The sequence below is a fragment of the Humibacter albus DSM 18994 genome (genome assembly GCF_000421825.1).
GTDB lineage: Bacteria > Actinomycetota > Actinomycetes > Actinomycetales > Microbacteriaceae > Humibacter > Humibacter albus.
Genome location: NZ_ATXT01000016.1, coordinates 232,870 through 256,753 on the forward strand (window position 1 = coordinate 232,870; position 23,884 = coordinate 256,753).

General features: G+C 68.3%; 24 protein-coding genes and 1 pseudogene. 14 read left to right on the top strand and 11 right to left on the bottom strand.

Translation table 11 applies throughout. The features are described from left to right. The first annotated feature begins 3 nt into the window (after positions 1-3). Genes H623_RS21800 through H623_RS0112570 form a run of 5 tightly spaced genes read left to right on the top strand, consistent with a single transcriptional unit; the run spans position 4 to position 2,603 of the window. On the top strand, positions 4-435 hold the full coding sequence (locus H623_RS21800) for a DUF6916 family protein (RefSeq protein ID WP_022901282.1): 432 nt from the start codon (positions 4-6) through the stop codon (positions 433-435). Then, on the top strand, positions 432-992 hold the full coding sequence (locus H623_RS21805) for a GNAT family N-acetyltransferase (protein ID WP_022901283.1): 561 nt from the start codon (positions 432-434) through the stop codon (positions 990-992). The genes H623_RS21800 and H623_RS21805 overlap by 4 nt, the downstream gene beginning before the upstream one ends. Next, a complete protein-coding gene (locus H623_RS0112560) occupies positions 989-1,501 on the top strand; it encodes a phage tail protein (RefSeq protein ID WP_022901284.1) in 513 nt (170 codons plus the stop codon). Before H623_RS21805 ends, H623_RS0112560 begins: the two co-directional genes overlap by 4 nt. A gap of 10 nt (positions 1,502-1,511) precedes the next feature. Then, entirely contained in the window at positions 1,512-2,012 is a 501-nt protein-coding gene (locus H623_RS0112565) for a phage tail protein (protein ID WP_022901285.1), read from the top strand. Positions 2,013-2,072: 60 nt separating this feature from the next. After that, positions 2,073-2,603 (top strand): phage tail protein, encoded by a 531-nt coding sequence (locus tag H623_RS0112570; RefSeq protein ID WP_022901286.1) that lies wholly within the window; start codon positions 2,073-2,075, stop codon positions 2,601-2,603. A gap of 76 nt (positions 2,604-2,679) precedes the next feature. Here the strand turns inward: H623_RS0112570 and H623_RS0112575 are convergent, their stop codons facing one another. Together H623_RS0112575 and H623_RS0112580 are read right to left on the bottom strand one after the other, a co-directional pair. Beyond that, a complete protein-coding gene (locus H623_RS0112575) occupies positions 2,680-3,687 on the bottom strand; it encodes an SDR family oxidoreductase (protein WP_022901287.1) in 1,008 nt (335 codons plus the stop codon). Positions 3,688-3,721: 34 nt separating this feature from the next. Further along, complete coding sequence (locus tag H623_RS0112580; protein WP_022901288.1) at positions 3,722-4,207, bottom strand: FBP domain-containing protein; 486 nt, start codon at positions 4,205-4,207, stop codon at positions 3,722-3,724. 482 nt (positions 4,208-4,689) lie between these two features. Here H623_RS0112580 and H623_RS21810 point away from each other — a divergent pair, with 482 nt between their 5' ends. Together H623_RS21810 and H623_RS22335 are read left to right on the top strand one after the other, a co-directional pair. Next, positions 4,690-5,127, top strand: coding sequence for a hypothetical protein (locus tag H623_RS21810; RefSeq protein WP_033371921.1), 438 nt, complete (start codon positions 4,690-4,692; stop codon positions 5,125-5,127). 137 nt (positions 5,128-5,264) lie between these two features. Beyond that, positions 5,265-5,495, top strand: a pseudogene (locus H623_RS22335) (GNAT family N-acetyltransferase); the annotation flags it as partial. Here H623_RS22335 and H623_RS19780 read toward each other — a convergent pair. After that, positions 5,457-6,962, bottom strand: coding sequence for an MFS transporter (locus tag H623_RS19780; RefSeq protein ID WP_022901291.1), 1,506 nt, complete (start codon positions 6,960-6,962; stop codon positions 5,457-5,459). The pseudogene H623_RS22335 and the gene H623_RS19780 overlap by 39 nt on opposite strands. A gap of 190 nt (positions 6,963-7,152) precedes the next feature. On the opposite strand from H623_RS19780, the gene H623_RS0112600 reads away from it, so the two are divergent. Next, entirely contained in the window at positions 7,153-7,659 is a 507-nt protein-coding gene (locus tag H623_RS0112600) for a MarR family winged helix-turn-helix transcriptional regulator (protein WP_022901292.1), read from the top strand. Positions 7,660-7,690: 31 nt separating this feature from the next. Here the strand turns inward: H623_RS0112600 and H623_RS0112605 are convergent, their stop codons facing one another. The 4 genes from H623_RS0112605 to folE all read right to left on the bottom strand — a co-directional run bounded on the left by H623_RS0112605 (position 7,691) and on the right by folE (position 11,573). Beyond that, a complete protein-coding gene (locus tag H623_RS0112605) occupies positions 7,691-8,257 on the bottom strand; it encodes an isochorismatase family protein (protein ID WP_022901293.1) in 567 nt (188 codons plus the stop codon). A 101-nt stretch (positions 8,258-8,358) separates the two neighbouring features. Next, positions 8,359-9,588 carry an NAD(P)/FAD-dependent oxidoreductase gene (locus H623_RS0112610; RefSeq protein ID WP_022901294.1) on the bottom strand — a complete coding sequence of 410 codons (1,230 nt, stop codon included), beginning with the start codon at positions 9,586-9,588 and terminating at the stop codon, positions 8,359-8,361. A 74-nt stretch (positions 9,589-9,662) separates the two neighbouring features. Next, the gene (gene tal / locus H623_RS0112615) at positions 9,663-10,775 is read right to left on the bottom strand and encodes a transaldolase (RefSeq protein WP_022901295.1); all 1,113 of its coding nucleotides are present in this window, start codon (positions 10,773-10,775) and stop codon (positions 9,663-9,665) included. 177 nt (positions 10,776-10,952) lie between these two features. Continuing rightward, positions 10,953-11,573 (bottom strand): GTP cyclohydrolase I FolE, encoded by a 621-nt coding sequence (gene folE, locus H623_RS0112620; protein ID WP_022901296.1) that lies wholly within the window; start codon positions 11,571-11,573, stop codon positions 10,953-10,955. Between the two features lie 143 nt (positions 11,574-11,716). Here folE and H623_RS0112625 point away from each other — a divergent pair, with 143 nt between their 5' ends. Further along, a complete protein-coding gene (locus H623_RS0112625) occupies positions 11,717-12,430 on the top strand; it encodes a helix-turn-helix transcriptional regulator (protein WP_022901297.1) in 714 nt (237 codons plus the stop codon). Here the strand turns inward: H623_RS0112625 and H623_RS19785 are convergent. After that, entirely contained in the window at positions 12,414-14,570 is a 2,157-nt protein-coding gene (locus H623_RS19785; protein ID WP_084485976.1) for an ATP-dependent Clp protease ATP-binding subunit, read from the bottom strand. The two genes, H623_RS0112625 and H623_RS19785, sit on opposite strands and share 17 nt — an antisense overlap. 237 nt (positions 14,571-14,807) lie before the next feature. On the opposite strand from H623_RS19785, the gene H623_RS19790 reads away from it, so the two are divergent. Beyond that, positions 14,808-15,575: a DeoR/GlpR family DNA-binding transcription regulator gene (locus tag H623_RS19790; RefSeq protein WP_022901299.1), complete on the top strand. Its 768-nt coding sequence runs from the start codon at positions 14,808-14,810 to the stop codon at positions 15,573-15,575. A gap of 247 nt (positions 15,576-15,822) precedes the next feature. On the opposite strand, the gene H623_RS0112645 is transcribed toward H623_RS19790, so the two are convergent. Together H623_RS0112645 and H623_RS0112650 are read right to left on the bottom strand one after the other, a co-directional pair. Continuing rightward, on the bottom strand, positions 15,823-17,088 hold the full coding sequence (locus H623_RS0112645) for an IS481 family transposase (RefSeq protein WP_022901301.1): 1,266 nt from the start codon (positions 17,086-17,088) through the stop codon (positions 15,823-15,825). A 374-nt stretch (positions 17,089-17,462) separates the two neighbouring features. Then, positions 17,463-18,938, bottom strand: coding sequence for a mannitol dehydrogenase family protein (locus H623_RS0112650; RefSeq protein ID WP_033371984.1), 1,476 nt, complete (start codon positions 18,936-18,938; stop codon positions 17,463-17,465). Between the two features lie 342 nt (positions 18,939-19,280). On the opposite strand from H623_RS0112650, the gene H623_RS0112655 reads away from it, so the two are divergent. From H623_RS0112655 to H623_RS21195, 4 genes are all read left to right on the top strand, one after another. Further along, a complete protein-coding gene (locus H623_RS0112655) occupies positions 19,281-20,663 on the top strand; it encodes an ABC transporter substrate-binding protein (RefSeq protein WP_022901303.1) in 1,383 nt (460 codons plus the stop codon). 4 nt (positions 20,664-20,667) lie between these two features. Further along, positions 20,668-21,603: a carbohydrate ABC transporter permease gene (locus H623_RS0112660; RefSeq protein WP_022901304.1), complete on the top strand. Its 936-nt coding sequence runs from the start codon at positions 20,668-20,670 to the stop codon at positions 21,601-21,603. Beyond that, complete coding sequence (locus H623_RS0112665; RefSeq protein WP_022901305.1) at positions 21,600-22,517, top strand: carbohydrate ABC transporter permease; 918 nt, start codon at positions 21,600-21,602, stop codon at positions 22,515-22,517. The genes H623_RS0112660 and H623_RS0112665 overlap by 4 nt, the downstream gene beginning before the upstream one ends. A 90-nt stretch (positions 22,518-22,607) precedes the next feature. Further along, positions 22,608-23,054, top strand: coding sequence for a sigma-70 family RNA polymerase sigma factor family protein (locus H623_RS21195; protein ID WP_022901306.1), 447 nt, complete (start codon positions 22,608-22,610; stop codon positions 23,052-23,054). 66 nt (positions 23,055-23,120) lie between these two features. On the opposite strand, the gene H623_RS0112675 is transcribed toward H623_RS21195, so the two are convergent. Beyond that, the gene (locus H623_RS0112675; RefSeq protein ID WP_022901307.1) at positions 23,121-23,882 is read right to left on the bottom strand and encodes an SDR family oxidoreductase; all 762 of its coding nucleotides are present in this window, start codon (positions 23,880-23,882) and stop codon (positions 23,121-23,123) included. Positions 23,883-23,884 lie beyond the last annotated feature (2 nt).

The window sequence follows — 23,884 nt, forward strand, 5'->3', positions numbered from 1 at the left end:
GTCATGACGACGCTGTCCAGACGTGCAGTCGTGCTCGGTGCTGCCACAGCGACGGGCGTCGGCGCACTCGGAATCGAGCCGGCACTGGCGGCCGCACCCGCGACGCCGGTCCGCGACGACCGTGCGACGACCACGCTTCACGCGCTCAGCGAATCGGTCGCCGGACTGCGCGCTACGTTCGAAGCCGCGGTCGGTTCTCGCTTCACTGCCGTCCGCGACGGCCTTTCGCGTTCGCTGCGACTCCTCGAGGTCGGCGATCTGCCCGGTGCTGCGGGTGCCGCAGACGCCTTCCGTCTCGAGTTCGACGGGACACTGGCCGCCGACGGCATCCACCTCCTGTCGGCTGCGATCGTGAGCCCCGTCGAGCTCTACATCGGCCATGTCGGCCCGGATCGGCACACGGTCGAGGCGATCATCGACAGGCGGACCCGATGACGGCGCTGGCGGTGCTCGACGAACGACCCGAGCACCGCGCCGATGTCGACCGAATCGTGACCGCCGACCTCGCCGCGCAGTTCGCCGCGGCCGGCGTCGCCGCGGAGGTCGCCGCATCCCTGCTCACCATGCAGGCGACGTCTCGGCGCACGGACTACGAGGCGGCGCATCCGGATGCCCGGTTCCTCGTTCTCCTGCGCGCGGGCGAAGTGGTCGGGCGGCTCGTCATTGATGAGGTGGACACGGGCATCCATGTCGTCGACATCGTCGTCGCACCCGAGGCCCGGCGCACGGGCGTCGCGAGCGAGGCGCTCTCGCGCGTCTGCCGCGATGCGGACGCGCGCGGCACCGGTATCGACCTGCAGGTCTGGACCGACAACGAGGCGGCGATCGCCCTGTATCGCCGGCTCGGTTTTCGCGCGTGCGGGCCCGAAGACTCCGGTCGCCTGCCGATGTGCAGGATGCCGTCACCCACCATCCCGACGCCGGCCCACGATGACGCCGCATCGCGCGTCACCGTGACCGGCCATACCACCCTGATGAGGAGCGCCGGATGAGCGAGCCCTACGTCGGCGAGATACGCATGTTCGCCGGCAACTTCGCGCCGAACGGCTGGGCGTTCTGCGACGGCAGCCTCGTCGCGATCTCCGAGTACGACACGCTCTTCGCCTTGATCGGAACCACCTACGGGGGCGACGGGCAGTCGACGTTCGCTCTGCCGGATCTGCGCGGGCGGGCTCCCGTGCACATCGGCAACGGTGCCGGGCAGACCGTGGCGCTCGGCGAGCTCGGTGGCGTGGAGAGCGTGACGCTTTCGGGCACGCAGCTGCCGACCCACGGCCACGCGCCGCAGGGCTCGACTCAGCCGGCGAACCGCACCTCGCCTGTAGGCAACGTGTGGGCATCGTGGTCGGACAACCCGTACAGCACTGCCGCCCCGTCTGCCTCGATGGCGGAGGGTCTGATCGGCTCCGCAGGCAGCGGGCTGCCTCACGACAACATGCCGCCGTTCCAGGTGATCAACTTCATCATCTCCTTCTTCGGCATCTTTCCGAACCAGAGCTGAAAGGCACTCGATGTCCGATCCGTATCTGGGCGAGATCCGCCTGGTGTCGTTCTCGCTCCTGCCGAAGGGGTGGGCGCTCTGCAACGGGCAGATCCTGGCGATCAACCAGAATGAGGCGCTGTACTCGCTCCTCGGGACCTCGTACGGCGGCGACGGGCGCACCACGTTCGCATTGCCGGACCTCCGCGCGCGCATCCCGCGCGGATACGATGCGAGCCGGTACGCGGTCGGCTCCTCCGGCGGCGAGGCGGCGCACACTCTGACCGTCCCCGAGATGGCTGCGCACACGCACACCGTGGCGGCGGGCGCCAACGCGGCACAGGCATCCCCCGCGGGCGCAGTGTGGGGCACGACCGCCGCGGCCGTCTATCAGGCCGCGGCTCCGAACACGGCGATGAACGCGGCATCCATCAGCGACTCCGGCGGGTCGCAACCCCACGAGAACCGGTCGCCATATCTCGGGCTCCAGTTCGTGATCGCGACGCAGGGCATCTTCCCGACTCGCAACTGATCAGGAACGCAGGGACACCGACACGCACACCCCACACCTACCAGCACGACGAGGCGCATCATGACCGACCAATTCCTCGGAGAAATCCGTATGTTCGCGGGCAACTTCGCGCCACAGGGCTGGGCGCTCTGCCTCGGCCAGCTGCTGCCGCTCTCGCAGAACGCGGCGCTGTTCTCGCTGCTCGGCACCAACTACGGGGGCGATGGCAAGAGCACTTTCGCGCTACCCAACCTCGGAACGCGCATGCCGATCGGAGCGGGACAGGGGCCGGGCCTCACCGAACGCGAGCTCGGTGAGGCCGGCGGCTCCGAGAGCGTCACTCTGGCGCAATCGCAGATCCCGGCGCACACGCACCAGGTATCCGCTCTCGCCGCCGGGGGCACCGCGACATCGCCTGCCGGCGCCACCTGGGCGCAGCCTCACCTCGGCCGCGTCACCGAGAAGGTGTACGCCGCGTCGACAGCAAGCGGCACCATGCATTCCCAGGCGCTGGCCACCACCGGCGGCAGTCAGCCGCACAACAACCTGCCGCCGTACCTCGTGGTCTCGTTCATCATCGCGCTGCAGGGCATCTTCCCGTCCCGTCCCTGACGCGGCGCGGCAGGAGGCACGACCGCGCGATCGTAGGCACGACGCCGAGCGCCCGTCCGCCTGCGGCGCGGCCGCCCTACCCGAGCCCGAAACCGCCGTCACTGGTCAGGACCTGGCCGACCACCCACGATCCGTGCGCGGTGGCGAGCCAGCCGATGAGCTCGGCCGGATCCTCCGGCCGTCCGACGCGCCCGAACGGGGTCGTGGCGAGCCACTCGTCGAGCGCGTCGAGTGAACGGTCGGTGGTGTCGGCATCCAAGTAGCCCGTGTTGACCGGTCCGGGATCGATGGTGTTCAGCACCACGCCGAGTTCGAGCAGCTCGGCCGCCACCGTGGCCGTGACGCCGGCGAGCGCCGCCTTGCTCGCCGCGTAGGCGACCTCGCCGCGCATCGGGCCGTGGAGCTGACCGCTCGTCATCCAGAAGACGTGGCCGGTCGGCTCGGCGAACGGCGTGCCGCCCGCGATCCGGTCCCCCGGGCGGGCTCGGACCGCGCTGCCGCTGCCGTCACCGTCGTCTCTCGTTCCACTCGTGCCGTGGCCGCCGCGGTCGCCGCCGCTCCCACTCGCCGCGTCGACCGGCGCCACGAACGCGGCCGCCTTCGCCCGCGCAAACTCAGCCGTCAGCAGAATGGTCGAGCGTGTGTTGGTGCGCCAGAAGGCATCCAAACGTTCCGGCGTCATGTCGAGAATGCTGCCGTCGTCGCCGCTCTTCGCGTGGTTGCAGACCAGGATGTCCAGCTCGCCGGTCAACGCCCGCGCCGCCGCGAACACGGCCGGCACCTGCGCCTCGTCGGTGAGGTCGGCGGCGATGTCGCCGAACCGCGCTCCCGGCACGAGGGACTGACGGATGCCGTCTCGCACGCCATCCAGATCGTCGCCGCCCCACGGCTGGTCGAGATCGTGCAGACGGAAGTGCTGCACGAACACGCTGGCACCGAGCGACGCGAGCTTGCGCGCCACGGCGAATCCGATGCCGCGGCGGCGGGAGACGCCGGTGACCAGCGCGGTCTTGCCCGCCAGCGGAAGCACGGCCGTGGTCGGGGAGCTCACGGGCCCTGGCTGGCCGAGCCCCTGAGCATGCATGGTCCGAGCCTACGACCGGCGCGCGCCCGGGCGCCTACTGCCGCACCCGCTCCACGAACGCCGCGACGTGCTCGCGCAGCGCGACGATGCGCTGGGCGCGCGCCGCGTCCACGTCGAACCCGTCGTACGGGGCGGGATCCCGCCACCGCACATTGGCGGAGCACTGGAATCCGTCGCAGACCAGCGTGCCGACGGTGTCGCCATTGCGGCCGGCCTTGCCGGCGCGCTTCGCCGCGTAGAACACGACGTCGTTCGGCAGCCGCACGTCTTCGCACCAGGAGCACTGCGACCTGTGGCGGCTGCGTGCCTCCGCGCGCCGCAGCAGGATGCCGACCGGCCCGTCATCGAGTTCGGCGATCACGTAGGCGACGCCGTCGTACTTGCGGTCGCGCCAGCCGAGGTAGTCGAGCGAGTCCCACGGAGTCGCGTCGAAGTCGGCGGGCGGGTTGAGGTTGTTGCGTTCGCGGAGAGACGCGTTGACGAAGCACGCGCGCATCTCCCGCTCGGTCACGGGGAGCATGAGTTTCCTGTTCGATGACGGCCAAGACGGCCGGTTCGTTCGTGAGGTGAGAGGCGGCGGGCCGCCGCCGGGCGCAGCCGGAGATGTCCGCACGCCGCGCCCCTGCGTTCGCGCTCGCACGCGAGCGCACGCTGCTATCTGCCGCCGGCCCGAATGCCGGCGACCTCCTCACTCCCCGCGGGGCGAACGATCGACGAACTCACGTCTGACACCGTATCCCAGGCGTCTGAACGGTGCCCGTCGGGCCGCGCTGCCGCACTCGTGCTGGGCTGCGGTGCACGCGGCACATCCCCACTCGCCCACAAGTTCGGCACGCTGCCTAGCGGCGCCCGGCGGACCTCGGAACGCGACACGCCGACCTGCGCAGAAAAAGTACGAATTGACCCCCGGTCTCCTCTTCCGCTGCACGCCGGGTGGCCCTAAGGTGACACGCAGGCTGGATGACGCGGGGGCGGCAATCCAGATGACGCTGGGGGAGCGACATGGGGAAACGAGACGCAGGGAGCGCACGCTCCGTGACGCGGCGCACGGTCATCATGGCCGGTGCGCCGCAGTATGCGGGCGTGGCGATGGCCGCGACGATCATGCCGGCGGTGGCACAGGCATCCACACCGGCACGCGACACCTATTCGGATGCGGTCGGCCATCGCTTCGAGGCCGCCAGCGAATACGGTCATTACGAGCTCACCCTGGCCTCGGTAGAACCGCTGAACGCGGTGTCCGGCACGCGATTCGGCCTGATGTTCACAGCTTCGGTCGACACGCCGCCGGCCGGCGTCTATCGCCTCAGCGTCGCGGACGACGCGCTCTCGCGCGACGAACTGCCCGACGCGCAGCTGTTCGTCGTGCGGTCGCGAAAGCGGCGACGGCCGGCGTCCCTCCGCCCGACGACCACGCGGTTCACGGGCCCGCGCCCGTGATCGCCGCCGAAGAGTTGCGCTACCGTCCGGTCACCGCAATCGATGGACCGTCGCTCTACCGCCTCTTTCTGCAGGTCAACGCCGCTGCGCTGTCCACCCTGGCCGGCGACACGAACGCCCGCCAGGCGCTGGCATCGATGGAGTACGTCGAAGAGAGCGTGCGCACGAAGACGGAGTTCCCTGACGCCGTCGACCTCGCCATCGAGCACCGCGGCACCGTCTGCGGACGCATGACGACCGTGATGCGGGAGGGCGGCATCCAACTCCTGCGGCTCTCGGTGATCGCCGAGCACCGTGGCCAGGGCATTGGGACGCAGGCGATGCACCGCCTAGCGCGACTCGCCGAGGACCACGGATGCCTGCTCTGGCTGCGCGCGGACGCCGCCAGTCAGGGCTGCCGCGGCTTTCTCGAGCACGTCGGCTTCGAGGTCGTCGGCCGAGGCGGGCGCATCCACCTGGAGCACGCGGGAGCGGTCGCGGCCGCGTAGCGGAACGCGATGCTGCTCCTCCGACAGGCGCAGTTCCTCCGGCCGCGGCTGCGCACGCCGAGCCATCGCCTTCTTCAGCCGCCAGGCCGCGAACACCGCGGCTGAGGCGAGCGCGAGGTGCATGCCGAGGAACGCGTCAGCGAGGCCGGCACCGAGCAGCACTCCGGCCACCAGCGGTCCGGCCGCCGAAAACGCGGTCTGCAGCGCGGCCATGATGCCGAGCGTCTGGCCGACGCGGCCCTTCGGCGCCAGCGACGCCGTCAACGGGTTCAGCACCGGGCTGTACACCGTCTCGCCGACGGCGAAGATGCCGAACGTCACGACGAACAGCGCCGAGGCGACTCCCGGCACGAACTGCGCGCCCGACAGCAGCAGCCACGAGAACATCCAGATCAAGCCGACAGCCATGAGCAGTCCCGGCGCCGTGCGCTTTGCCGTCACCCGCACGACGACCACCTGCAGCGCCACGATCACGAGGCAGTTCACGGCGGCGGCCATGCCGATCGCGGAAGGATCGGCGTGCAGCACGGTAAGCGCATACGCGGGCAGCCCGGACTCGAACTGTGCGTAGAACGCCAGCGCGAGCGTGATGGTGACCACGGCGATCCACCGCATCGAGGGCTCGGCGAAGATGGCTCGGAGCGCGCCGTTCTTCGCAGCCTTCGCCGGTCCGCCGTGTGCGGCATCGACGACGGCCATGGCGCCTGTCGGCGCGTCGGTCCCGAGCGCGTCGGCTGTGTCCGCAGCGTCCGTTGTGCCGAGGCCGGCGGAGCTCGCGTCCTCGTCGAGCACGGAGTCGTCGCGCCAGCCAGCCACGGCGATGATGAGCGATGACAGCACGAAGCCGGCCGCGGCCATGACGAACCCGACATCCAGTCCGTTCGCACGGTTGAGGTCGACGACAAGACCGGCGATGAAGGCGCCGGCCGCCATGCCGAGCGATTCGCCGGTGAACTTGTAGGCGAAGATCTTGCGCCGGTCAGCGCCCGACGACCAGCGCAGCGCGAGCACCTGCTTCGCGGGAACCGCGGCCGACAATCCGAGGCCGAACACGAGCATCCCGATCAGGAACGGCGTGGGTGCGCCGACGAACACGAGCGAACCGACGGCGGCGGCACCCACGAGCTGCGCGACCACGACGACGGCGACCGGGTTGAACCGGTCCGCCAGGCGCCCGGCGAGCGGAGCCGCGGCGAGCGCGCCGATCGAGAACAACGAGGACGCCGCGGCGCCGGCGAGCGCGCCCCAGCCGCGGGTGTCCGCAGCGTACGCGTACTGATACGGCAGCACGGCTCCCCAGCCGAGCATGCCGATGGCGGATGCGAGCACGAGCAGTTTCGCGCGCATGGTGGACACCTCCCCGAGACGAATGCGAAGCGCCCGCGAGGCACGAGGGCAGGACGAGGCGGGTGCCTCGCCTGTGTCGGGGCGGCAGGGCGACGGATGTGCGCCGAAGCGTTCTAGTTCGAAGTATTCGGACTCGAAGAATTCGACATCGAAATATTAGCAACCGAACGAGCCGTGAAAGAATTCCCGCATGGCCACGCGCAAACCCACGGCTCCGGAACTGCACCGGCAGGCGGTGGCGGCCTACGTCGCGGCCGGCGGCGAGGAGTCCGTACAGCGCGTGATCACGGCCGTCGCGAGTCTGAGCAAGAAGCTCGATCAGTGGTACGCGAGACAGCTCGCCGATCTCGACCTCGCCTCAGGCGAATGGGCCGTGGTGGCCGCCCTTGCGAAGGCGGGCGAGCCGCTCACCCCGTCTCAGCTCGCCGACCTGACGAACGTGGCACCGTCATCCATGACCCACCGGCTCGACAAGCTGGCCGAGCGGGGGCTCGTGGAACGCGCACCGGATGCCACCAACCGCACCCGTGTGTTCGTCGCGCTCACCGAAGACGGCTGGCAGCTGTTCAGCCTGGCGATCCGGGGGTCGGACGTCGTCGAGTCCGACGTGCTGCAGGACCTGAGCGAGAAGGAACGCGGTGAACTGGCGCGACTGCTCGAAGTCGTGATCGCGCGGCTCGACGACATCGAGGCGTAGGGCCAGCGTCCCTCGCGAGAAATTCGGCTGGCTAGCGGGCGGTGAGGAGCTCCAGCACCTCGGCGGTCGTGCCGAGCTCGCCGAGCTTCGGAAACTGGTGCTCGATCGACGCATTGTGCGCCTCGAGGTTGTCGGTCATCGCATCGGTGACGAAGGCGACGTGGTAACCGAGGTCGTACGCCGAGCGGGCGGTCGACTCCACACCCGACGTCGTCGAGACGCCGGTGAGCACGATCTGCGTCGCGCCGGCATTCTTCAGCTTCGCGTCGAGGTCGGTGGTGAGGAACGCGCCGAGCGAGCGCTTCGTCACCGTGATGTCGCTCGGCCGCTGGTTCAGCTCGGGCACGAGCACCGTGGTCTCGGCCGCCAGCGACCGCCCGCCGATTCGTCCGGTCGCCTTGCCGCGATCGGTACGGCCCACTGCGGAACCATCGACGTTCACCAGCACGACGGGGAGCCCGTGCGCCCGGAACGCCTCGGCGAGCGCCGCTGAGTTCGCGATGATCTGCTCCTTGGGGTGCGCAGCGGGGTACCCCAGGATGCCCACCTGCAGGTCGATCACGACGAGTGCGGGCTTCTGCTCGAGCTGGATGGACATCGACTCTCCTTCTGCGGGCGCACACGTTCGCGCTCGTTCTTCTCGAGAATCAAGGGTGGCAGAGGGCACCTGGGTGTACCGCGCGTGAAGCCAGTGCGGGCTCACAGGTCCGAGAACGCCACCCCCGGGTCGACGAGGCGCTCGGTGTCGACGGCCTTTCCGCTCGCGATGAGCGGCTTGACCGCGTCGACGACATCCCAGACGTTCACGTTCATGGCCGCGAGCATCCGGTTCTGCGCGTCCAGCCAGAACGCCACGAACTCGCGCTTGCCGAGGTCGCCGCGCACGAACACCTGCGGCTGCGCGCCACGCGGCACGAAACCGATGTACTCCATGCCGAGGTCGTACTGGTCGGTGTAGAAGTACGGCAACTCGGTGTACTCCTCGTCGCCGCCGAGCAGCGCCGCGACGGCGGCCTGCGGCTGGTTGAGGGCGTTCGCCCAGTGCTCGACGCGAACCCGCTGCTTCAGGATCGGATGGTCGTGGCCGGCGATGTCGCCCACCGCGAAGATATCGGGGTCGCTCGTACGCAACGCCGCGTCGACGAGCACGCCGTTGTCGACGGCGAGTCCCGCCTGCTGCGCGAGAGTGACGTTCGGCGCCACGCCGATGCCGATCACGATCGCGTCGGCATCGATGACCTCGCCGCCCTCGAGCCGCACGCCGGCGGCCCGTCCTCCGTCTGCGACGATCTCGGTGATGCGCGCACCCAGCCGCAGGTCGACGCCGTTCTCGCGGTGCAGCACGGCGAAGACCTCGGCGAGCTGGGGCCCGAGCACGGCCAGCAGCGGCAGCTCCGCGGCCTCGAGCACGGTCACGTCGGTGCCGACCGCGCGCGCGGCGGCCGCCACCTCGAGTCCGATCCAGCCGGCGCCGATGATGGCCAGCTTCTTGCCCGCCCCGAAGGTGGCGCGAATCGCGTCCGACTCCTCCACCGTGCGCAGGTAGTGCACTCCGTCGGCATCCGCGCCGGGGATGGGCAGGTGGCGCGCGACGGAGCCCGTCGCCAGCACGAGCTTGTCGTAGGGAACGCGAGCACCGTCATCCAAGACCACCTCGTGCCCGGCGGCGTCGATGCTGCTCGCGCTCGCGCCGAGCCTGAGGTCGACCTTGTTCTCCTCGTACCAGCTCGCCGGGTGCACCACGGCGTCGTCGAAGGACGTCTTTCCCATCAGGTAGTCCTTCGATAGCGACGGCCGCTCATAGGGCGGATGCTCCTCCGTGGCGATCAGAGTGACGGTGCCGCCGAACCCGGCGTCGACGAGGGCCTCCGCTGTCTTCGCTCCGGCGAGGCCGCCGCCGACGATGACGACGCGCTCTGGGGTGCTCATGATGTTTCTCCTTCGCTGTGGGCGATGTGGCGGCCGTGAGTGGCCGCACGTCAGGTGGATCGGTGCGCAGCGCGTCAGCGGCGCACGGTGGCGGAGAGCGCTGTTCGCAGGTCCTCCGCGACGCCCTCCCAGGCCCGCACGAACGCATCGACGCCGTTCTCCTCCAACAGGGCGACGACCTCGCCGTAGTCGACGCCGAGCGCGGCGAGGTCGCGCAGCACGCCCGCGGCAGCGTCGCCGGTGCCGCGAATCGAGTCGGCCGGGACCACACCGTGGTCGGCCACCGCCTCCAGCGTGGCCTCCGGCATGGTATTGACGACGCCGGATGCCACGAGCTCGGTCACATAGCGCGTGTCCGGGTACGCCGGGTCCTTGACCGAAGTGGATGCCCAGAGCGGCCGCTGCGGACGGGCGCCGGCCTGCGCGAGGGTGCGCCACCGCTCGGTCGCGATCGTCCGCTCGAAGCGGTGGTACGCGAGCCGGGCGTTCGCGATCGCCGCGAGCCCGCGCATCCGCCGGGCTTCGGCTGTGCCGACGCGGTCGAGGCGCGCGTCGATCTCGGTATCGACACGGGAGACGAAGAAGGATGCCACGGAGTCGAGTCCCCCGAGCGGTAGGCCGGCGTCGCGCGCCCGTTCCATGCCCGCCAGGTACGCCTCGATCACCTGCTGGTATCTCTCGAGCGAGAAGATCAGAGTCACGTTCACGCTGATGCCCTCGGCGAGGCACGCGGTGATCGCCGGCAACCCCTCGAGTGTGGCCGGGATCTTGATGAACACGTTCGGACGATCGACCGCCCACCAGAGCGCGCGCGCCTCGGCGATCATGCCCGCGGTGTCGTGCGCCAGGCGGGCGTCCACCTCGATCGAGACACGGCCGTCGACGCCGTCGGTGGCGTCGTAGACCGGACGCAGAACATCGGATGCCTCGCGCACGTCGTGCGTCGTCAGTTCCCGCAACGCTTCACCCACGTCCGCGCCGCGCGCCGCGAGATCGCGTATCTGGTCGCGATAGACATCCGCTCCACGGATCGCTTTGGCGAAGATCGACGGGTTCGTCGTCACGCCCGAGACGTGCCGCTCCCGCACAAGCCGCTCCAGGCTTCCCAACCGCAGTCGCTCTCGGCTGAGGTCGTCGAGCCAGATCGAGACGCCCGCCTCGGTCAGCGTGCGCAGCGGATCAGTCATTCCGCATCCCCTTCTTTCCGGCCTTCTGGCTTTCCGGCCTTCCGGGCCGCCCTGGCCGGCCCACGTCATCCTTCCCGGCATCCCGGCCGGCTCACGTTGCACTGTCCATCTCCACGTGCCGTCCGCCCCCGCTGGCCCATTCGCCCCGCGGTGCCGGCCGCGCATCGCGCACGCGGCCTACGCGCCGACGCCGGCCAGCGAGAGGAACTCCTGGCGAGACCGCGGATCCTCGCGCAACGAACCGAGCAGCGTCGACGTCACGGTGCTCGAGCCGGTCGCGTGCGCGCCGCGCAGGGTCATGCACGAGTGCTCGGCGGAGATCACGACTCCGACCGCTCGTGGCGCCAGATTGTCTTGCAGCCAGTCGGCGACCTGCTTGGTCAGACGCTCCTGGGTCTGCGGCCGGCAGGCGAAGTGCTCCACGATGCGCGCGAGCTTCGAGAGCCCGACGATCCGGTCGCCCGGCAGGTAGCCGACGCAGGCGCGCCCGGTGAACGGCAGCAGGTGGTGCTCGCAGATCGACCGGACGGGCACGTCGCGCACCACCACCATCTCGTCGTATCCCTCATCGTTGGGAAAGGTGGTGAGGTCGAACGGCCGCGGCGTGAGCATCTCGGCCCACGCCCGTGCCATCCGACCCGGCGTGGCGCGAAGGTGCTCCGACTCGAGCGACATGCCGAGCGCCTCGAGAAAGTCCTCGGCCGCCAGTTCTGCGCGCGCCAGATCGGGCTCGCCCACGCCGCCCCGCACGCGCTTCGCCGACCGGATGGACTGCACCGGCGCCACCACCTCTGACATGCCCGCACCTCGTTCTCTGCACGACGTCTCCCGCAGCGGTCTTTCTATAAACAATCGCTGTTTTTTTAGAATCCCACCCTTTTCCGTTCTCGTCAAGATAGATTGTCATTAGAAGAGACGCCGCGAGCAGAGGGGAGTGCGGAATGGGTGCAGACATCCCGTCGCAGACGCCGCAGGACGACCTCGCCGACCTCGGACTCCTGGCCGACGACGCTCGCCGACGGCTCTACGACTTCGTCACCGGACAGCGCGATGCGGTCAGCCGCGAAGAGGCGGCGACCGCGACCGGCATCGGTCGCACGCTCGCCGCCTACCATCTCGACAAGCTCGCCGAGGCCGGGCTGCTGGATGTGGGGTATGCCCGCACCAACGGTCGCACCGGCCCCGGCTCTGGTCGCCCGGCCAAGGTCTACACGCGCACGCAGCGTGAGCTCTCGGTCAGCGTTCCGCCGCGCAACTACAGCCTGCTGGCGCAGATCCTCACGGCCGCTGCCGAGGAGACGCCGTCCGGCGCGTTCCAGTCGGCGCTCGCCTCCGCCGCCGAGCAGGAGGGCCGATCGCTCGGCGAGCGGGCCGACGACATGCCCGCCGCGCTCGCGACCGCCGGCTATGAGCCGACGACGACCGACGAGGGCGACATCGTGCTGCAGAACTGCCCGTTCCACAGCGTCGTGCGGCAGCACGCGGCCCTGGTCTGCACGCTGAACACGGCGTTCGTGCGCGGAACGCTCGAGGGCACGGGCAACGATCCCGACCGCGCGGAACTGTCCCCCTGCGATGGGCGCTGCTGCGTGGTCATCCATGCCGAGGCAGCTGCGAAGGGCTCGACGCCGGCGGGGTCTACTCCACGGCGCTGACCGCGAGGCGGTCGCCGTCGGTGTCGAGGTCGACGCGCACGATGTTTCCGTCGCGGATGCTGCCATCCAGCAGCGCTGTCGCGAGCCGGTCGTCGATCTCGTGCTGCATCAGTCGCCTCAGCGGCCGCGCACCGTAGATCGGATCGTAGCCGCGTTCGGCGAGCCAGGCACGGGCATCCGGAGTCACACCGAGCTCGAGTCGACGCTCGTGCAGCCGCGACTGCAGCCGATCGATGTAGAGCGAGACGATCTCCCCGAGCTCCTCCTCGCTGAGCGCAGAGAACACGACGATGTCATCGAGCCGGTTCACGAACTCGGGCTTGAACGCCTGACGCACCAGCGCCTGCACCTGCTCCTCCTTCTCGTTCCACGACAGCGTCGGGTCGATCAGGATCGTCGAGCCCAGGTTCGAGGTGAGAATCAGGATCGTGTTGCGGAAGTCGACGGTGCGACCCTGCCCGTCGGTGAGACGCCCGTCGTCGAGCACCTGCAACAGGATGTCGAAAACCTCCGGATGCGCCTTCTCCACCTCGTCAAGCAGGATCACGCTGTACGGACGGCGCCGCACCGCCTCGGTCAGCTGGCCGCCCTGCTCGTAGCCGATGTAGCCGGGAGGGGCGCCGACCAGCCGCGAGACGGTGTGCTTCTCGCCGTACTCGCTCATGTCGATGCGCACCATGGCGTGCTCGTCGTCGAAGAGGAATTCGGCGAGCGCCTTCGCCAGCTCGGTCTTGCCCACGCCGGTCGGGCCGAGGAACAGGAACGATCCGGTCGGCCTGTTCGGGTCGCTGATGCCCGCGCGGGACCGGCGAACGGCGTCCGCCACCGCGTGCACGGCGCGCTTCTGCCCGATGAGCCGCTTGCCGAGCTCCGCCTCGAGGCCCAGCAGCTTCTCGGTCTCGCCCTGCATGAGACGACCGACGGGGATGCCGGTCCATGCGGCGATCACGGCCGCGATGTCTTCCTCGGTGACCTGCTCGTTCACCATGCGCGGCTCATCCGGGGCGTCTTCGGCGCGCTCGGCCTCGTCGAGGTCGCGCTGCAGCTGCTTGATCGTCTCGTACTCCAGCTTGGATGCCTTCGCATAGTCCGCCTCGCGCAACGCACGATCGCGCTCGGTCACCGCCTCGTCGAGCTTCTTCTTCAGCTCGCCGACGCGGTTCAGCCCCATGCGCTCGCGGTCCCAGCGCGCTTCGAGGTCGGCGAGCTCGCGCTCGCGCTCCACCAGTTCGTCCCGGAGCTTGCCGAGACGCTCCTTGGATGCCTCGTCCTTCTCCTTCTTGAGTGCCAGCTCCTCGAGCTTCATGCGGTCGACCTGCCGCTTGAGCTGGTCGATCTCCACCGGCGACGAATCGATCTCCATCTTGAGACGGCTCATCGCCTCATCGATCAGGTCGATCGCCTTGTCGGGCAATTGGCGAGCCGTGATGTACCGGTTCGAAAGTGCCGCGGCGGCGACGAGCGCGGCATCCGAGATGGTCACTCCGTGGTGCGCCTCGTACCGCCCCTTGAGCCCGCGCAGAATGGCCACCGTGTCTTCGACGCTCGGCTCGCCCACGTAGACCTGCTGGAAGCGGCGCTCGAGCGCGGCATCCTTCTCGATGTACTCGCGATACTCATCGAGTGTGGTCGCCCCGATCAGACGCAGTTCGCCCCTGGCCAGCATCGGCTTGAGCATGTTGGATGCCGCCACCGACCCCTCGCCGCCCCCTGCACCCATGAGGAGGTGCAGCTCGTCGACGAACGTGATGACCTCGCCGTTCGACTCGTCGATCTCTTTGAGCACGCTCTTCAGGCGCTCCTCGAACTGGCCGCGATACATCGCGCCGGCCACGAGCGCGGAGATGTCGAGCGACACGAGCCTCTTGTTCTTCAGCGACTCGGCGACGTCGCCTGCAACGATGCGCTGCGCGAGTCCCTCGACCACGGCCGTCTTGCCGACGCCGGGCTCGCCGATGAGCACCGGGTTGTTCTTGGTGCGCCGCGTCAGCACCTGGCTGACACGACGGATCTCGGAGTCGCGACCGATCACCGGGTCGAGCTTGCCCGCCTTGGCCAGCGCGGTGAGGTCGATTCCGTACTGTTCGAGCGCGCTCTTCTGCTCCTCCTGGCTGGATGGTGCGCCCTGCATATTCGCCATCTGTGCTTTGTCCTTCCCCACGGTGGCGCGGCATCTCCGTACGTCGGTCGCCGAACGCGTTCGTGCTCTGCGAGCCGCGAGAGGATGCCCCTACAAACTTGAGTCTACTAGGCTCAACTTCGGAAACGCGAGGGGTATTCCACGATCGGCGGAATCGGCTTCGATCAACGTCAACGTTGTGCCCGGATGCGATCGTTTGCGACCGTTATCGCCCGAACGACGAGTACGCTGTGTCCCATGTCCCTGTTCTCCATCGAACGGCGCAAGGTCATCATCGACCACGCACGGACCAGCGGGCGCGCCGACGTGACCGAACTCGCCAAGCTTCTCGAGGTGTCGACGGAGACCGTGCGTCGCGACTTGAACGTACTCGAGAAGGAGGGGCTGATCCGCCGCGTTCACGGCGGAGCCGTTCCCGTCGAGCGGCTGGGCTTCGAGTCCGACCTCGCGATGCGCAGCTCACGCATGACAGAGGAAAAGGGTCGCGTCGCACAGAAGGCGGTGGAGTACCTGGCCGACGCCGAGGCCATCTATCTCGATGAGGGCACGATCTTCCGCATGGTGGCCGACCGGCTCGAGCCGATGCGGCCGCTCACCGTGGTGACCAACTCGCTCGACGTCGCCACCTCGCTGGCAGGCAGGCCGAACATCGAGGTGATCGTCCTCGGTGGCCGCGTGCGGGCCAAGACCCTGGGGACGGCCGACTTCTGGGCGGTGCAGATGCTCGAGACCATGGTGCTCGACCTGGCGATCATCGGAGCGAACGGCATCTCCGTCGCCTCGGGTGCCACTGTGCCCGACGCGTCGATCGCCGAGATCAAGTCGGCGGCTCTGCATCACGCGCGCCGGAGCATCCTGATCGCCGACCATTCGAAGGTGGGAGCGAACTCGTTCATCCGGTTCGCCGGCTTGTCGGAGTTCGAGATGTTCATTACCGACGACGGGCTGTCGGCGGAACACGCGGCCGACCTGACGGCGGGCGGCGTGGAGTTCATGCTCGCCTGACGAGGCTCCTCGCGGCGAGGCGACACGACACGACAACGGCGACACGACCACCAAGCGATACGACCGCGGCGACACGACGGCGGCGCAATGCGCCACGACGGCGGCGTCGTCGTCGACGTCGTCGACGACGACGACGAGAATTCGCCACTAATTCAGGCTATATCGGGTCACATCCATATATGCGCGGTGTGATGTCTCAGGACATCGGTGACAGTTCTGTATCAGGACATCGGTGACAGTTCGTGTGTCAGGACATCGGTGACGGTTGGTTGGTGGTGGGGCGTCCTTTGCGGATGCTGTTGCTGACGTAGCGTGTGCTTTTAGGCGGCCAGGGGTGCTGGAGGATTTGGGTTCCGTCGGTGTCGTAGAAGCTGATTGTTTCGGCGTCCCAGACGGCGTGGATCTGCTGTCCGAGGCGGGCGTGGCTGATCTGGAATCGGATGCCGCGGACGCCGACTGCGCCGTCGCGTCCGACGGTGAGCAGGTCGCCGCCGGCGTCGGCGGTATTGCGTCGGGTCGGGCTGTCCTGTCCGGGGAGGACCGGGGCGGTGGGGGCCGGTAGCGGCCGGGGTGGATCAGCGGCGGGAGTCGCGTCCCATGCCTGCTGTGGGGTGATCCGGCCAGGCAGGCCCTGGTGGGGCCGTTCGGTGTTATAGATCACGTCGAACTCGTCGACCTGTTCCTGTAGTTGCCGGATCGTGGCGGCGAGGGGTTGTTTGTCCAGCCAGCGGAACAGGGTGCGATGGAATCGTTCGTTCTTGCCCTGCGTGGTGGGATGATGCGGTTTCCCGGTGATCGGTTTCACACCCAGCGAGGTGAGGTAAGCGACGAGTTGTCCGGTGATGCCTCGGCGGGACGGGTTCAACGCCAACCCGTTGTCGGAGAGCAACCGTTGCGGCACCCCGTGCGCGCTGATGCCTTTGCGCACCACGGTCAGCGCGGCTCGAGCCGTCTCGGTGGAGGCCACGTGCGAGGCGATCGCGAGCCGGGAATGGTCGTCCACGAGCTGGAAGATCACACACTTGCGTCCCTGGGTGAGCACGTATTCGGTGGCATCCAGCTGCCAGCACGCGTTCGGAGCGGGATACACGAATCGTCGATACGCTGCCCGCGGTTTCTTCCGCGGCTCCGCTCGCGCCACACCAGCCTGGCGGAAGATCCGCGCCAACGAGGCGATCGACGGCACCGGGACCATTCCCAGAGCTGTCATCTTGTCGTGCACGCTGATCGGCCCGTGATCCAGACCCGAGGACTCCAACACGGCCCGCACCGCGATCGCTTGCTGCTTAGTCTCGGCGGTGAGCGTCGACGGACTCAACTTCGGACGCCGCGACCGCGGCTCTAACGCCGCAGCCTGACCCTCCTGAAGAGCACGCCGACGGATCGCGTAAAACGTCTTCCGCGAGATCTCGTGCTCGAGGCAGAACGTCGTCACCGACCCGCGCGGCGCATCCGGCGGCCACTGCACGATCGCGAGACGGACACGAGGATCAACCGGATCAACACGACTCATCCCTCACAGATAGAACCCCGAAGTGTCACCACCAAACACCCCGAAAGCGTCACCGATGTCCTGATACAGAACCGTCACCGATGTCCTGAGACATGACATCCATATATGCGCGGCCTGACCCGATATGGCCTGAGTTAGGTGCAGAAAAGGGGGACTCGGTCACCCCTTCGACTCGCTGCGCTCGCTCAGGGGGTACGGGTCGCACGCCCGCCGGCGGCTCCGCCGCACCGTCCCACTGAACACGCAACTCCACGGCGCCCCGCCGGCAACTCCGCTGCACCGTCCGGGGCCAGCCCGCCGGCAAGCCCGCTGCACCGTCCACGCCCGGGTCCCGCCGCCGCCCAGGGCCGAGCACGGGGCCGCTTCCGCCAGGGCTACTCCGGCGACACGAAGCGTCGCAGCGCCGCGTCGACGCCGCCGTTGTGCAGGGCATCGAGCGCCTCCCTGTACGGGGCGACGAACTGCGGCCGCTCGGCGAGGTCGCCGAAGAGGCTCGCGTCGCGCACGAACGCCAACGGGTCTTCGCGCTGTGCGAGAGCGGCGGCGTGCCGCGACGTTGCGAGCCTGTCGACGATCTCGATCGACCGCCCGTCGTCGAGCACACCCTCGTCGTAGCGGGCCCAGCTGGCCACGATGGCGGCGGAGGCGGGCACCGCGCCGCCGTCATCGGTGTGCTGCACGATCACCGGCACGAGCCAGTTCGGGATGCGATCGGAGCTCTCCGCCGCGAGCCGCGCGAGCGTGTCACGGATGTGCTCGTTGCCGAAGCGTTCCAGCAGCTCGGCCGTGTACGCGTCGAGGTCCACGCCCGGCACCGGTCCGAGGGTGGGTCGGGCCTCATCGGCCCAGTAGTGCTCGAGCAGCGCGATCAGCCGCGGATCCCGCGCCGCGTCGTGCGCATACGTGTAGCCGGCGAGCACACCGAAGTAGGCGATGCCCTGATGCCCGACGTTCAGCAGCCGCAGCTTCATCAGCTCGTACGGCATCACGTCGTCCACGACCTGCACGCCCGCCTCGTCGTATGCCGGACGACCGAGTCCGAACGAGTCCTCCAGCACCCACTGTGCGAAGGGCTCCGCCACGACTGGCCATTCGTCGTCGATGCCCCACCGCTCGCGCACCAGGGCGCGGTCCTCGTCGGTGGTGACCGGAGTGATGCGGTCCACCATCGAGTTCGGGAAGTGGACGGATTCGACGATCCAGTCCGCGAGCTCGGGGTCCCGCAGCCGAGCGAACGTCGAGAAGGCGCGCCGCGCCACATCGCCGTTGCCCGGGATGTTGTCGCACGACATGACCGTGAACGGCTCGATGCCGCGCCGGCGCCGCAGTTCCAGGCCGGCCGTGATCATGCCGAAGACAGTCCGCGGCAGCGCTCCGGGCTCGAGGTCGGCGAGGATCGCCGGCGCATCCGACTGGAACTCGCCCGTGATCTGGTCGATGTTGTAACCGCCTTCGGTCACGGTGAGCGAGGCGATGCGGATCTTCGGGTCCGCGAGACGCTCCACGACCGCGGCAGGGTCGCCCGGGGCGTACAGGTACTCGACGATCGACCCGATCACTCGGGGCTCCAGAGTGCCGTCCGGATGCTTGAGCACCAGCGTGTAGAGGCCGTCCTGATCCTGCATCACGCGGTTCATGCGCTCGTCGGACTCGAGCGTGCCCACGCCGCAGATACCCCAGTCCCTGGCACCTCCGGCCGACAACAACCTGTCGACGTACATGGCCTGGTGCGCCCGGTGGAAGCCGCCGACGCCGAAGTGCATGATGCCGGGCACCACGGAAGATCGGTCGTAGGTCGGTCCTGGCACGTCGCCAGGAAGATCCGCGAGGCTGGAGTTCGCGAGTCGCACGGTGGGCACTCCTTCGTTGGGTCGTCATCAGTGAGTCGTCGATACGGCGCATGACCGCGAACGGCGCTTGCCGTTGTGACAGGAACGCGGTCGATGGGATGCCCGATCCTGCCCGTTTTGTGGTGTTATCCGCCGGCTATAGCCATCATTGCGCCTGATTCCAGGGAACCGCAAGCCGTTTTGGTCGAACCTGATGATTTCAGGGTTGCATTGCGTGGGTTTCCGTGGCTATGGTGACGACGAACCCACACACGCGACTGACGCTGCTGACCGATGATCTGCGGTTCGGACACGTCATTCGCCCCTGCGAATCATTCAGAGAAGAGGACAACGGTGCCCACTATGAAGAGGAAGCACCTCAGGGCCGTCGCCGGCCTTGCCGTGGCAACGGCCACGCTCGTCGCCCTCGCCGGCTGCAGCGGTGCCGGCGGAAGCGGCGGGAGCGGCGGTTCGGCCGACGGCTCGGGCTCGACCATCAGGGTCCTGATGGTGAACAACCCGCAGATGGTCGATCTGCAGAAGCTCACGAACGACAACTTCACCAAGAAGACCGGAATCAAGGTCAAATACACGGTGCTGCCCGAGGACTCGCTTCGCGCCAAGGCCAGCCAGGAGTTCTCGGCCCAGGCCGGACAGTACGACGTCGCCACCATCAGCAACTACGAGGTGCCGTTCTACTCCACCAACGGATGGCTGCTCTCGCTCTCCGACAACGTCGCGAAGGACTCGAAGTTCGACCAGAGCGACATCCTCAAGCCGATCCAGGATGCCCTCACCGGCTCCGACGGCAAGGTCTACGCCGAGCCGTTCTACGGCGAGTCGTCGATGCTCTACTACCGCAAGGACGTCTTCGCCAAGCAGGGCCTGACCATGCCGGCCAACCCGACGTGGGCGCAGGTCGCCGACCTCGCCAAGAAGCTCAACGACGTGGAGCCCGGCATGGCGGGGATCTGCCTGCGCGGACAGCCCGGATGGGGCCAGAACATCGCGCCGCTGACCACCGTGGTCAACACGATGGGCGGCACCTGGTTCGACAAGAACTGGAACGCGGAGGTCGACAAGGACGGTTTCGCGACCGCGGCCAACTTCTACGTCAACCTCGTGAAGAACTACGGCGAGAAGGGTGCGGCGCAGGCCGGCTACACGGAGTGCCTCAACGACCTCACGCAGGGCAAGGCGGCCATGTGGTACGACGCGACGGCCGCGGCCGGCTCGCTCGAGGCATCCGACTCCCCGGTCGCCGGCAAGATCGGCTACGCGGCCGCTCCGGTGGACAAGACGAAGAACTCCGGCTGGCTGTACAGCTGGGCGTGGGGCATCGAGAAGGCGAGCAAGAACGCCACCGCTGCCGAGAAGTTCATCGAGTGGGCGTCCGGACCCGACTACGCCAAGCAAGCGGCGAAGGCCTACGGCTGGGCTCAGGTCCCGCCGGGAACCCGCACGTCGCTCTACGAGAACGCGGACTACCAGAAGTCGGCTGCGGCGTTCTACAAGCAGGTCGAGAACGCGATCAAGTCGGCCGACCCGGAGAACCCGGGCGTGCAGAAACGGCCGGCCCCGGGCATCCAGTTCGTCGCGATCCCGGAGTTCGCGAACCTGGGAACGGATGCCTCGCAGCAGATCAGCGACGCGATCGCCGGCAAGACGACTGTCGACGCTGCACTGAAGTCGATCCAGACCGAGGCGCAGAAGGTCGGCGACACGTACAAGAAGAAGCAGAAGTAGACAGATGTCCACCGCGACCCTGAACGCCGCGGAGCATCAGGCATCGGGCAGGGCGGCCGCTTGGCTCAAGCGGCTGCCCCTGCTCCCTGCCCTGATCTTCATGATCATCGTCACGCAGTTGCCGTTCGTGGCGACGCTGGTGATCTCGTTCATCCACTGGAACGCGCTGTACCCGAACGACGTGACGTTCACGTGGTTCGACAACTACGCGCAGGTCTTCACCGACGCGCAGTTCTGGAGTTCCGCCCTCACCACCGTGCTCATGACGGTGATCGTCGTACTGGTGAGCCTCGTCATCGGACTGATCATCGCCGTGCTCCTCGACCGCTCGTTCCGGGGCCGCGCGATCGTGAGGACGATCATGATCGCCCCGTTCCTCATCGTGCCGATCGCCGCCGCGCTGGTGTGGAAGCACGCGATCTTCAACCCGTCCTACGGGCTGCTCAACGGCATCCTGACCTGGATCTGGGGACTCTTCGGTCAGGCCGCGGCGGCGCCCCAGCCCGACTGGGTGAGCTCGCAGCCCCTGATGGCCGTGTGCGCGGCGCTGATCTGGCAGTGGACGCCGTTCATGATGCTGATCCTGCTCGCCGGGCTTCAGGGCCGCCCGCTCGACGTGATCGAGGCGGCGCGGATCGACGGCGCCAGCACATGGCAGATCTTCCGGTTCATGACGTTGCCGCACCTGCGCCCCTACCTCGAGCTGTCCGCGCTGCTGGGCTGCATCTACATCGTGCAGAACTTCGACGCGGTGTTCACCATCACCTCCGGCGGGCTCGGCACCGCGAACCTGCCGTACACCATCTACCAGACGTTCTTCGAAGCGCACGACTACGGTCAGGCATCCGCAGAGGGTGTGGTCGTCGTCATCGCGTCGATGGCCATCGCGATCCTGGTGCTCCGCACCGTGTCGTCGCTGCTGCGAGAGGAGAAGCGATGAGCGCTCCCACCATTCCGGCCCCGACCGCCTCAGTCGCCCCCGCGCGCAGGGCGCGTGTCGGCAAGCGCCGCACCTCGGAGGCGGCGCGCAAGCAGCGCCGGCGCAACTCGCTGCTCGCGCTGCTCGCCTGGGTCATCGGGCTGATCTTCGTCGCTCCGATCGTGTGGATGGTGCTCACGTCGCTGCACTCGGAAGCGAATGCCGCCACCAATCCACCGAGCCTCTTCGCGCCGCTCACGCTGCAGTCGTACGCGAACTTCTTCGGGTCGGCCAGCGGCGCCAGCCCGTGGCCGCCGCTGATCAACTCGGCGATCATCAGCGTGCTGGCGACGCTGGTCGTGCTGGTTCTCTCGATCCCCGCCGCGTACTCGCTGAGCATCAGGCCGGTGCGCAAGTGGTCGGACGCGATGTTCTTCTTCCTGACCACCAAGATGCTGCCGATGGTGGCCGGGCTGCTCCCCATCTACCTGATCGCGAAGGCACTCGGGATGCTGGACACGCTCGGACTGATGATCATCCTGTACTCCGCGATGAACCTGCCGATCGCCATCTGGATGATGCGGTCGTTCCTCGCGGAGATCCCGGTGGAGCTCGTGGAAGCGGCCTCCGTCGACGGCGCCAGCCTGCTGCTGACGTTCCGGCGGATCATCCTGCCTCTGGCCTCGCCCGGCATCGTCGCGACGTCGCTGATCTGTTTCATCTTCAGCTGGAACGAACTGCTGTTCGCCAACGTGCTCACCAGCACCAGCTCCTACACGGCACCGGTGTTCCTCACGAGCTTCGTCACGAGCGAGGGACTGTTCCTGTCGAAGGTGTGCGCGGCATCCATCGTGATCTCGCTGCCCGTGCTGATCGCCGGGTTCGCCGCCCAGGACAAGCTCGTGCAGGGACTCTCGCTCGGGGCGGTGAAGTAGCCGGGACCGTCACGCGGGCACGACGCCCTCGGTCTCTTCTGTATGACCGGCCATCCGCCATGCGCTGGCCATACAGAAGAGAGGTGCATCATGCCGCTCACGTCGAGATCGCAGGCCGTCGAGAGCCACGCGAGCCGCCGATCGCGTTGGGCCGCGGTCTGGCGATCGATCGGTTCCACACCGGGACGCCGTCGGGTGCACGCCTTCAGGCTCTTCTGCCAGAGCGGTGATCGCACCGCGCTCGCAGGCATGCTCGCCGCGGATGTGGCCGTAGTCGTCGACTCCGGCGGTCCATTCAACCCAACGGTGCGGGTCGTACGCGGCGTCGAGGATGCGAGCGTGCTCCTGCTGCACGGCTTGATGCACGCACCCGGAATCATGATCAGCGAGCGACAGGTCAACGACCAGCCGGGGCTGGTCCTGGAGTCCGGCGATGAGCGGGTCGCGGCGATCACCATCGACTTCTCGAAACAGCTCATCGCCGTGGTGTGGATCCGCCTGCGGCCGGAGAACCTTCGCCGCGGGATCCACGTGTGATCCGGCAAGCGACGCTCGGCGCCGGCCACGGACATCCCCCCGCGACCGGCGCCGCGCCGTCGTTCGTCAACGCGCGGCACGTCGTCGAGCAACCCAGTCGGCGAAGCGCGTGGCCGTGAGCGTCGCGTCTGCGCCGGGAAGCAGCTCGTCCTCGCCGATCTCCGCGCCGAAGTACCGGGCGAGCGGGTCGGCTTCGACCTGCCGAGGGTCATCGTCGCGCAGCAGATCCCGCCAGACGAACTCCTCCAAAGACGCGACTTCGGGGCCGCCGAACTCGACGACCCGCTCGTGCGGCCTTCCCAGGGCGATGCCGAGCGCCGCATGTGCGACGTCGGCGGCGGCCATGGGACGGATCATCACGTCGGCGACCCGCGTGACGCCCGAGGCGGTGCCCCGGTCGGCGATCGAACGCACGAACTCAAAGAACTGGGTGGCGTGCACGATCGTGTACGGCCGGCCGGACTCGCGGACCAGTCGCTCTTGCAAAGCCTTCGCGCGGAAATAGCCACCCTCGCTGCGAGCGAGCCGCTCAGTACCGACCACCGACAAGGCAACGTGATGCCGCACTCCCGCTGCCGCCCCGTAGTGCAGCAGGTTGAGCGTGGACACCTCGAAGAACTCGGCGGCCCCGGCCTCGTCCGTGTAGCTCGAGTTCGAGACGTCGACAACGACATCGGCGCCCTCGAGAGCGGATGCCAGCCCCTCGGCGGTGAAGGAGTTCACGCCTGTCCGCCGCGAGGCCGAGACGACCTGATGCCGTGTGCGTTCCAGCAGAACGACGAGACGGGCCCCGATGAGGCCGGTCCCACCGAGTATGACGATCTTCATCA

Bases quoted from the DNA above. Each gene is read 5' to 3' on its own strand.
- H623_RS0112600 (WP_022901292.1), top strand. From the start codon at position 7,153: ATGGCCACGCGCAAACCCACGGCTCCGGAACTGCACCGGCAGGCGGTG.
- tal (WP_022901295.1), bottom strand. From the start codon at position 10,775: ATGACTGATCCGCTGCGCACGCTGACCGAGGCGGGCGTCTCGATCTGG.
- folE (WP_022901296.1), bottom strand. From the start codon at position 11,573: ATGTCAGAGGTGGTGGCGCCGGTGCAGTCCATCCGGTCGGCGAAGCGC.
- H623_RS0112570 (WP_022901286.1), top strand. From the start codon at position 2,073: ATGACCGACCAATTCCTCGGAGAAATCCGTATGTTCGCGGGCAACTTC.
- H623_RS21195 (WP_022901306.1), top strand. From the start codon at position 22,608: ATGCCGCTCACGTCGAGATCGCAGGCCGTCGAGAGCCACGCGAGCCGC.
- H623_RS21800 (WP_022901282.1), top strand. From the start codon at position 4: ATGACGACGCTGTCCAGACGTGCAGTCGTGCTCGGTGCTGCCACAGCG.
- H623_RS0112565 (WP_022901285.1), top strand. From the start codon at position 1,512: ATGTCCGATCCGTATCTGGGCGAGATCCGCCTGGTGTCGTTCTCGCTC.
- H623_RS19790 (WP_022901299.1), top strand. From the start codon at position 14,808: ATGTCCCTGTTCTCCATCGAACGGCGCAAGGTCATCATCGACCACGCA.
- H623_RS0112675 (WP_022901307.1), bottom strand. From the start codon at position 23,882: ATGAAGATCGTCATACTCGGTGGGACCGGCCTCATCGGGGCCCGTCTC.
- H623_RS0112560 (WP_022901284.1), top strand. From the start codon at position 989: ATGAGCGAGCCCTACGTCGGCGAGATACGCATGTTCGCCGGCAACTTC.
- H623_RS21805 (WP_022901283.1), top strand. From the start codon at position 432: ATGACGGCGCTGGCGGTGCTCGACGAACGACCCGAGCACCGCGCCGAT.
- H623_RS0112645 (WP_022901301.1), bottom strand. From the start codon at position 17,088: ATGAGTCGTGTTGATCCGGTTGATCCTCGTGTCCGTCTCGCGATCGTG.
- H623_RS0112605 (WP_022901293.1), bottom strand. From the start codon at position 8,257: ATGTCCATCCAGCTCGAGCAGAAGCCCGCACTCGTCGTGATCGACCTG.
- H623_RS0112580 (WP_022901288.1), bottom strand. From the start codon at position 4,207: ATGCTCCCCGTGACCGAGCGGGAGATGCGCGCGTGCTTCGTCAACGCG.
- H623_RS21810 (WP_033371921.1), top strand. From the start codon at position 4,690: ATGGGGAAACGAGACGCAGGGAGCGCACGCTCCGTGACGCGGCGCACG.
- H623_RS0112575 (WP_022901287.1), bottom strand. From the start codon at position 3,687: ATGCATGCTCAGGGGCTCGGCCAGCCAGGGCCCGTGAGCTCCCCGACC.
- H623_RS19785 (WP_084485976.1), bottom strand. From the start codon at position 14,570: ATGGCGAATATGCAGGGCGCACCATCCAGCCAGGAGGAGCAGAAGAGC.
- H623_RS19780 (WP_022901291.1), bottom strand. From the start codon at position 6,962: ATGCGCGCGAAACTGCTCGTGCTCGCATCCGCCATCGGCATGCTCGGC.
- H623_RS0112610 (WP_022901294.1), bottom strand. From the start codon at position 9,588: ATGAGCACCCCAGAGCGCGTCGTCATCGTCGGCGGCGGCCTCGCCGGA.
- H623_RS0112625 (WP_022901297.1), top strand. From the start codon at position 11,717: ATGGGTGCAGACATCCCGTCGCAGACGCCGCAGGACGACCTCGCCGAC.
- H623_RS0112660 (WP_022901304.1), top strand. From the start codon at position 20,668: ATGTCCACCGCGACCCTGAACGCCGCGGAGCATCAGGCATCGGGCAGG.
- H623_RS0112665 (WP_022901305.1), top strand. From the start codon at position 21,600: ATGAGCGCTCCCACCATTCCGGCCCCGACCGCCTCAGTCGCCCCCGCG.
- H623_RS0112655 (WP_022901303.1), top strand. From the start codon at position 19,281: ATGAAGAGGAAGCACCTCAGGGCCGTCGCCGGCCTTGCCGTGGCAACG.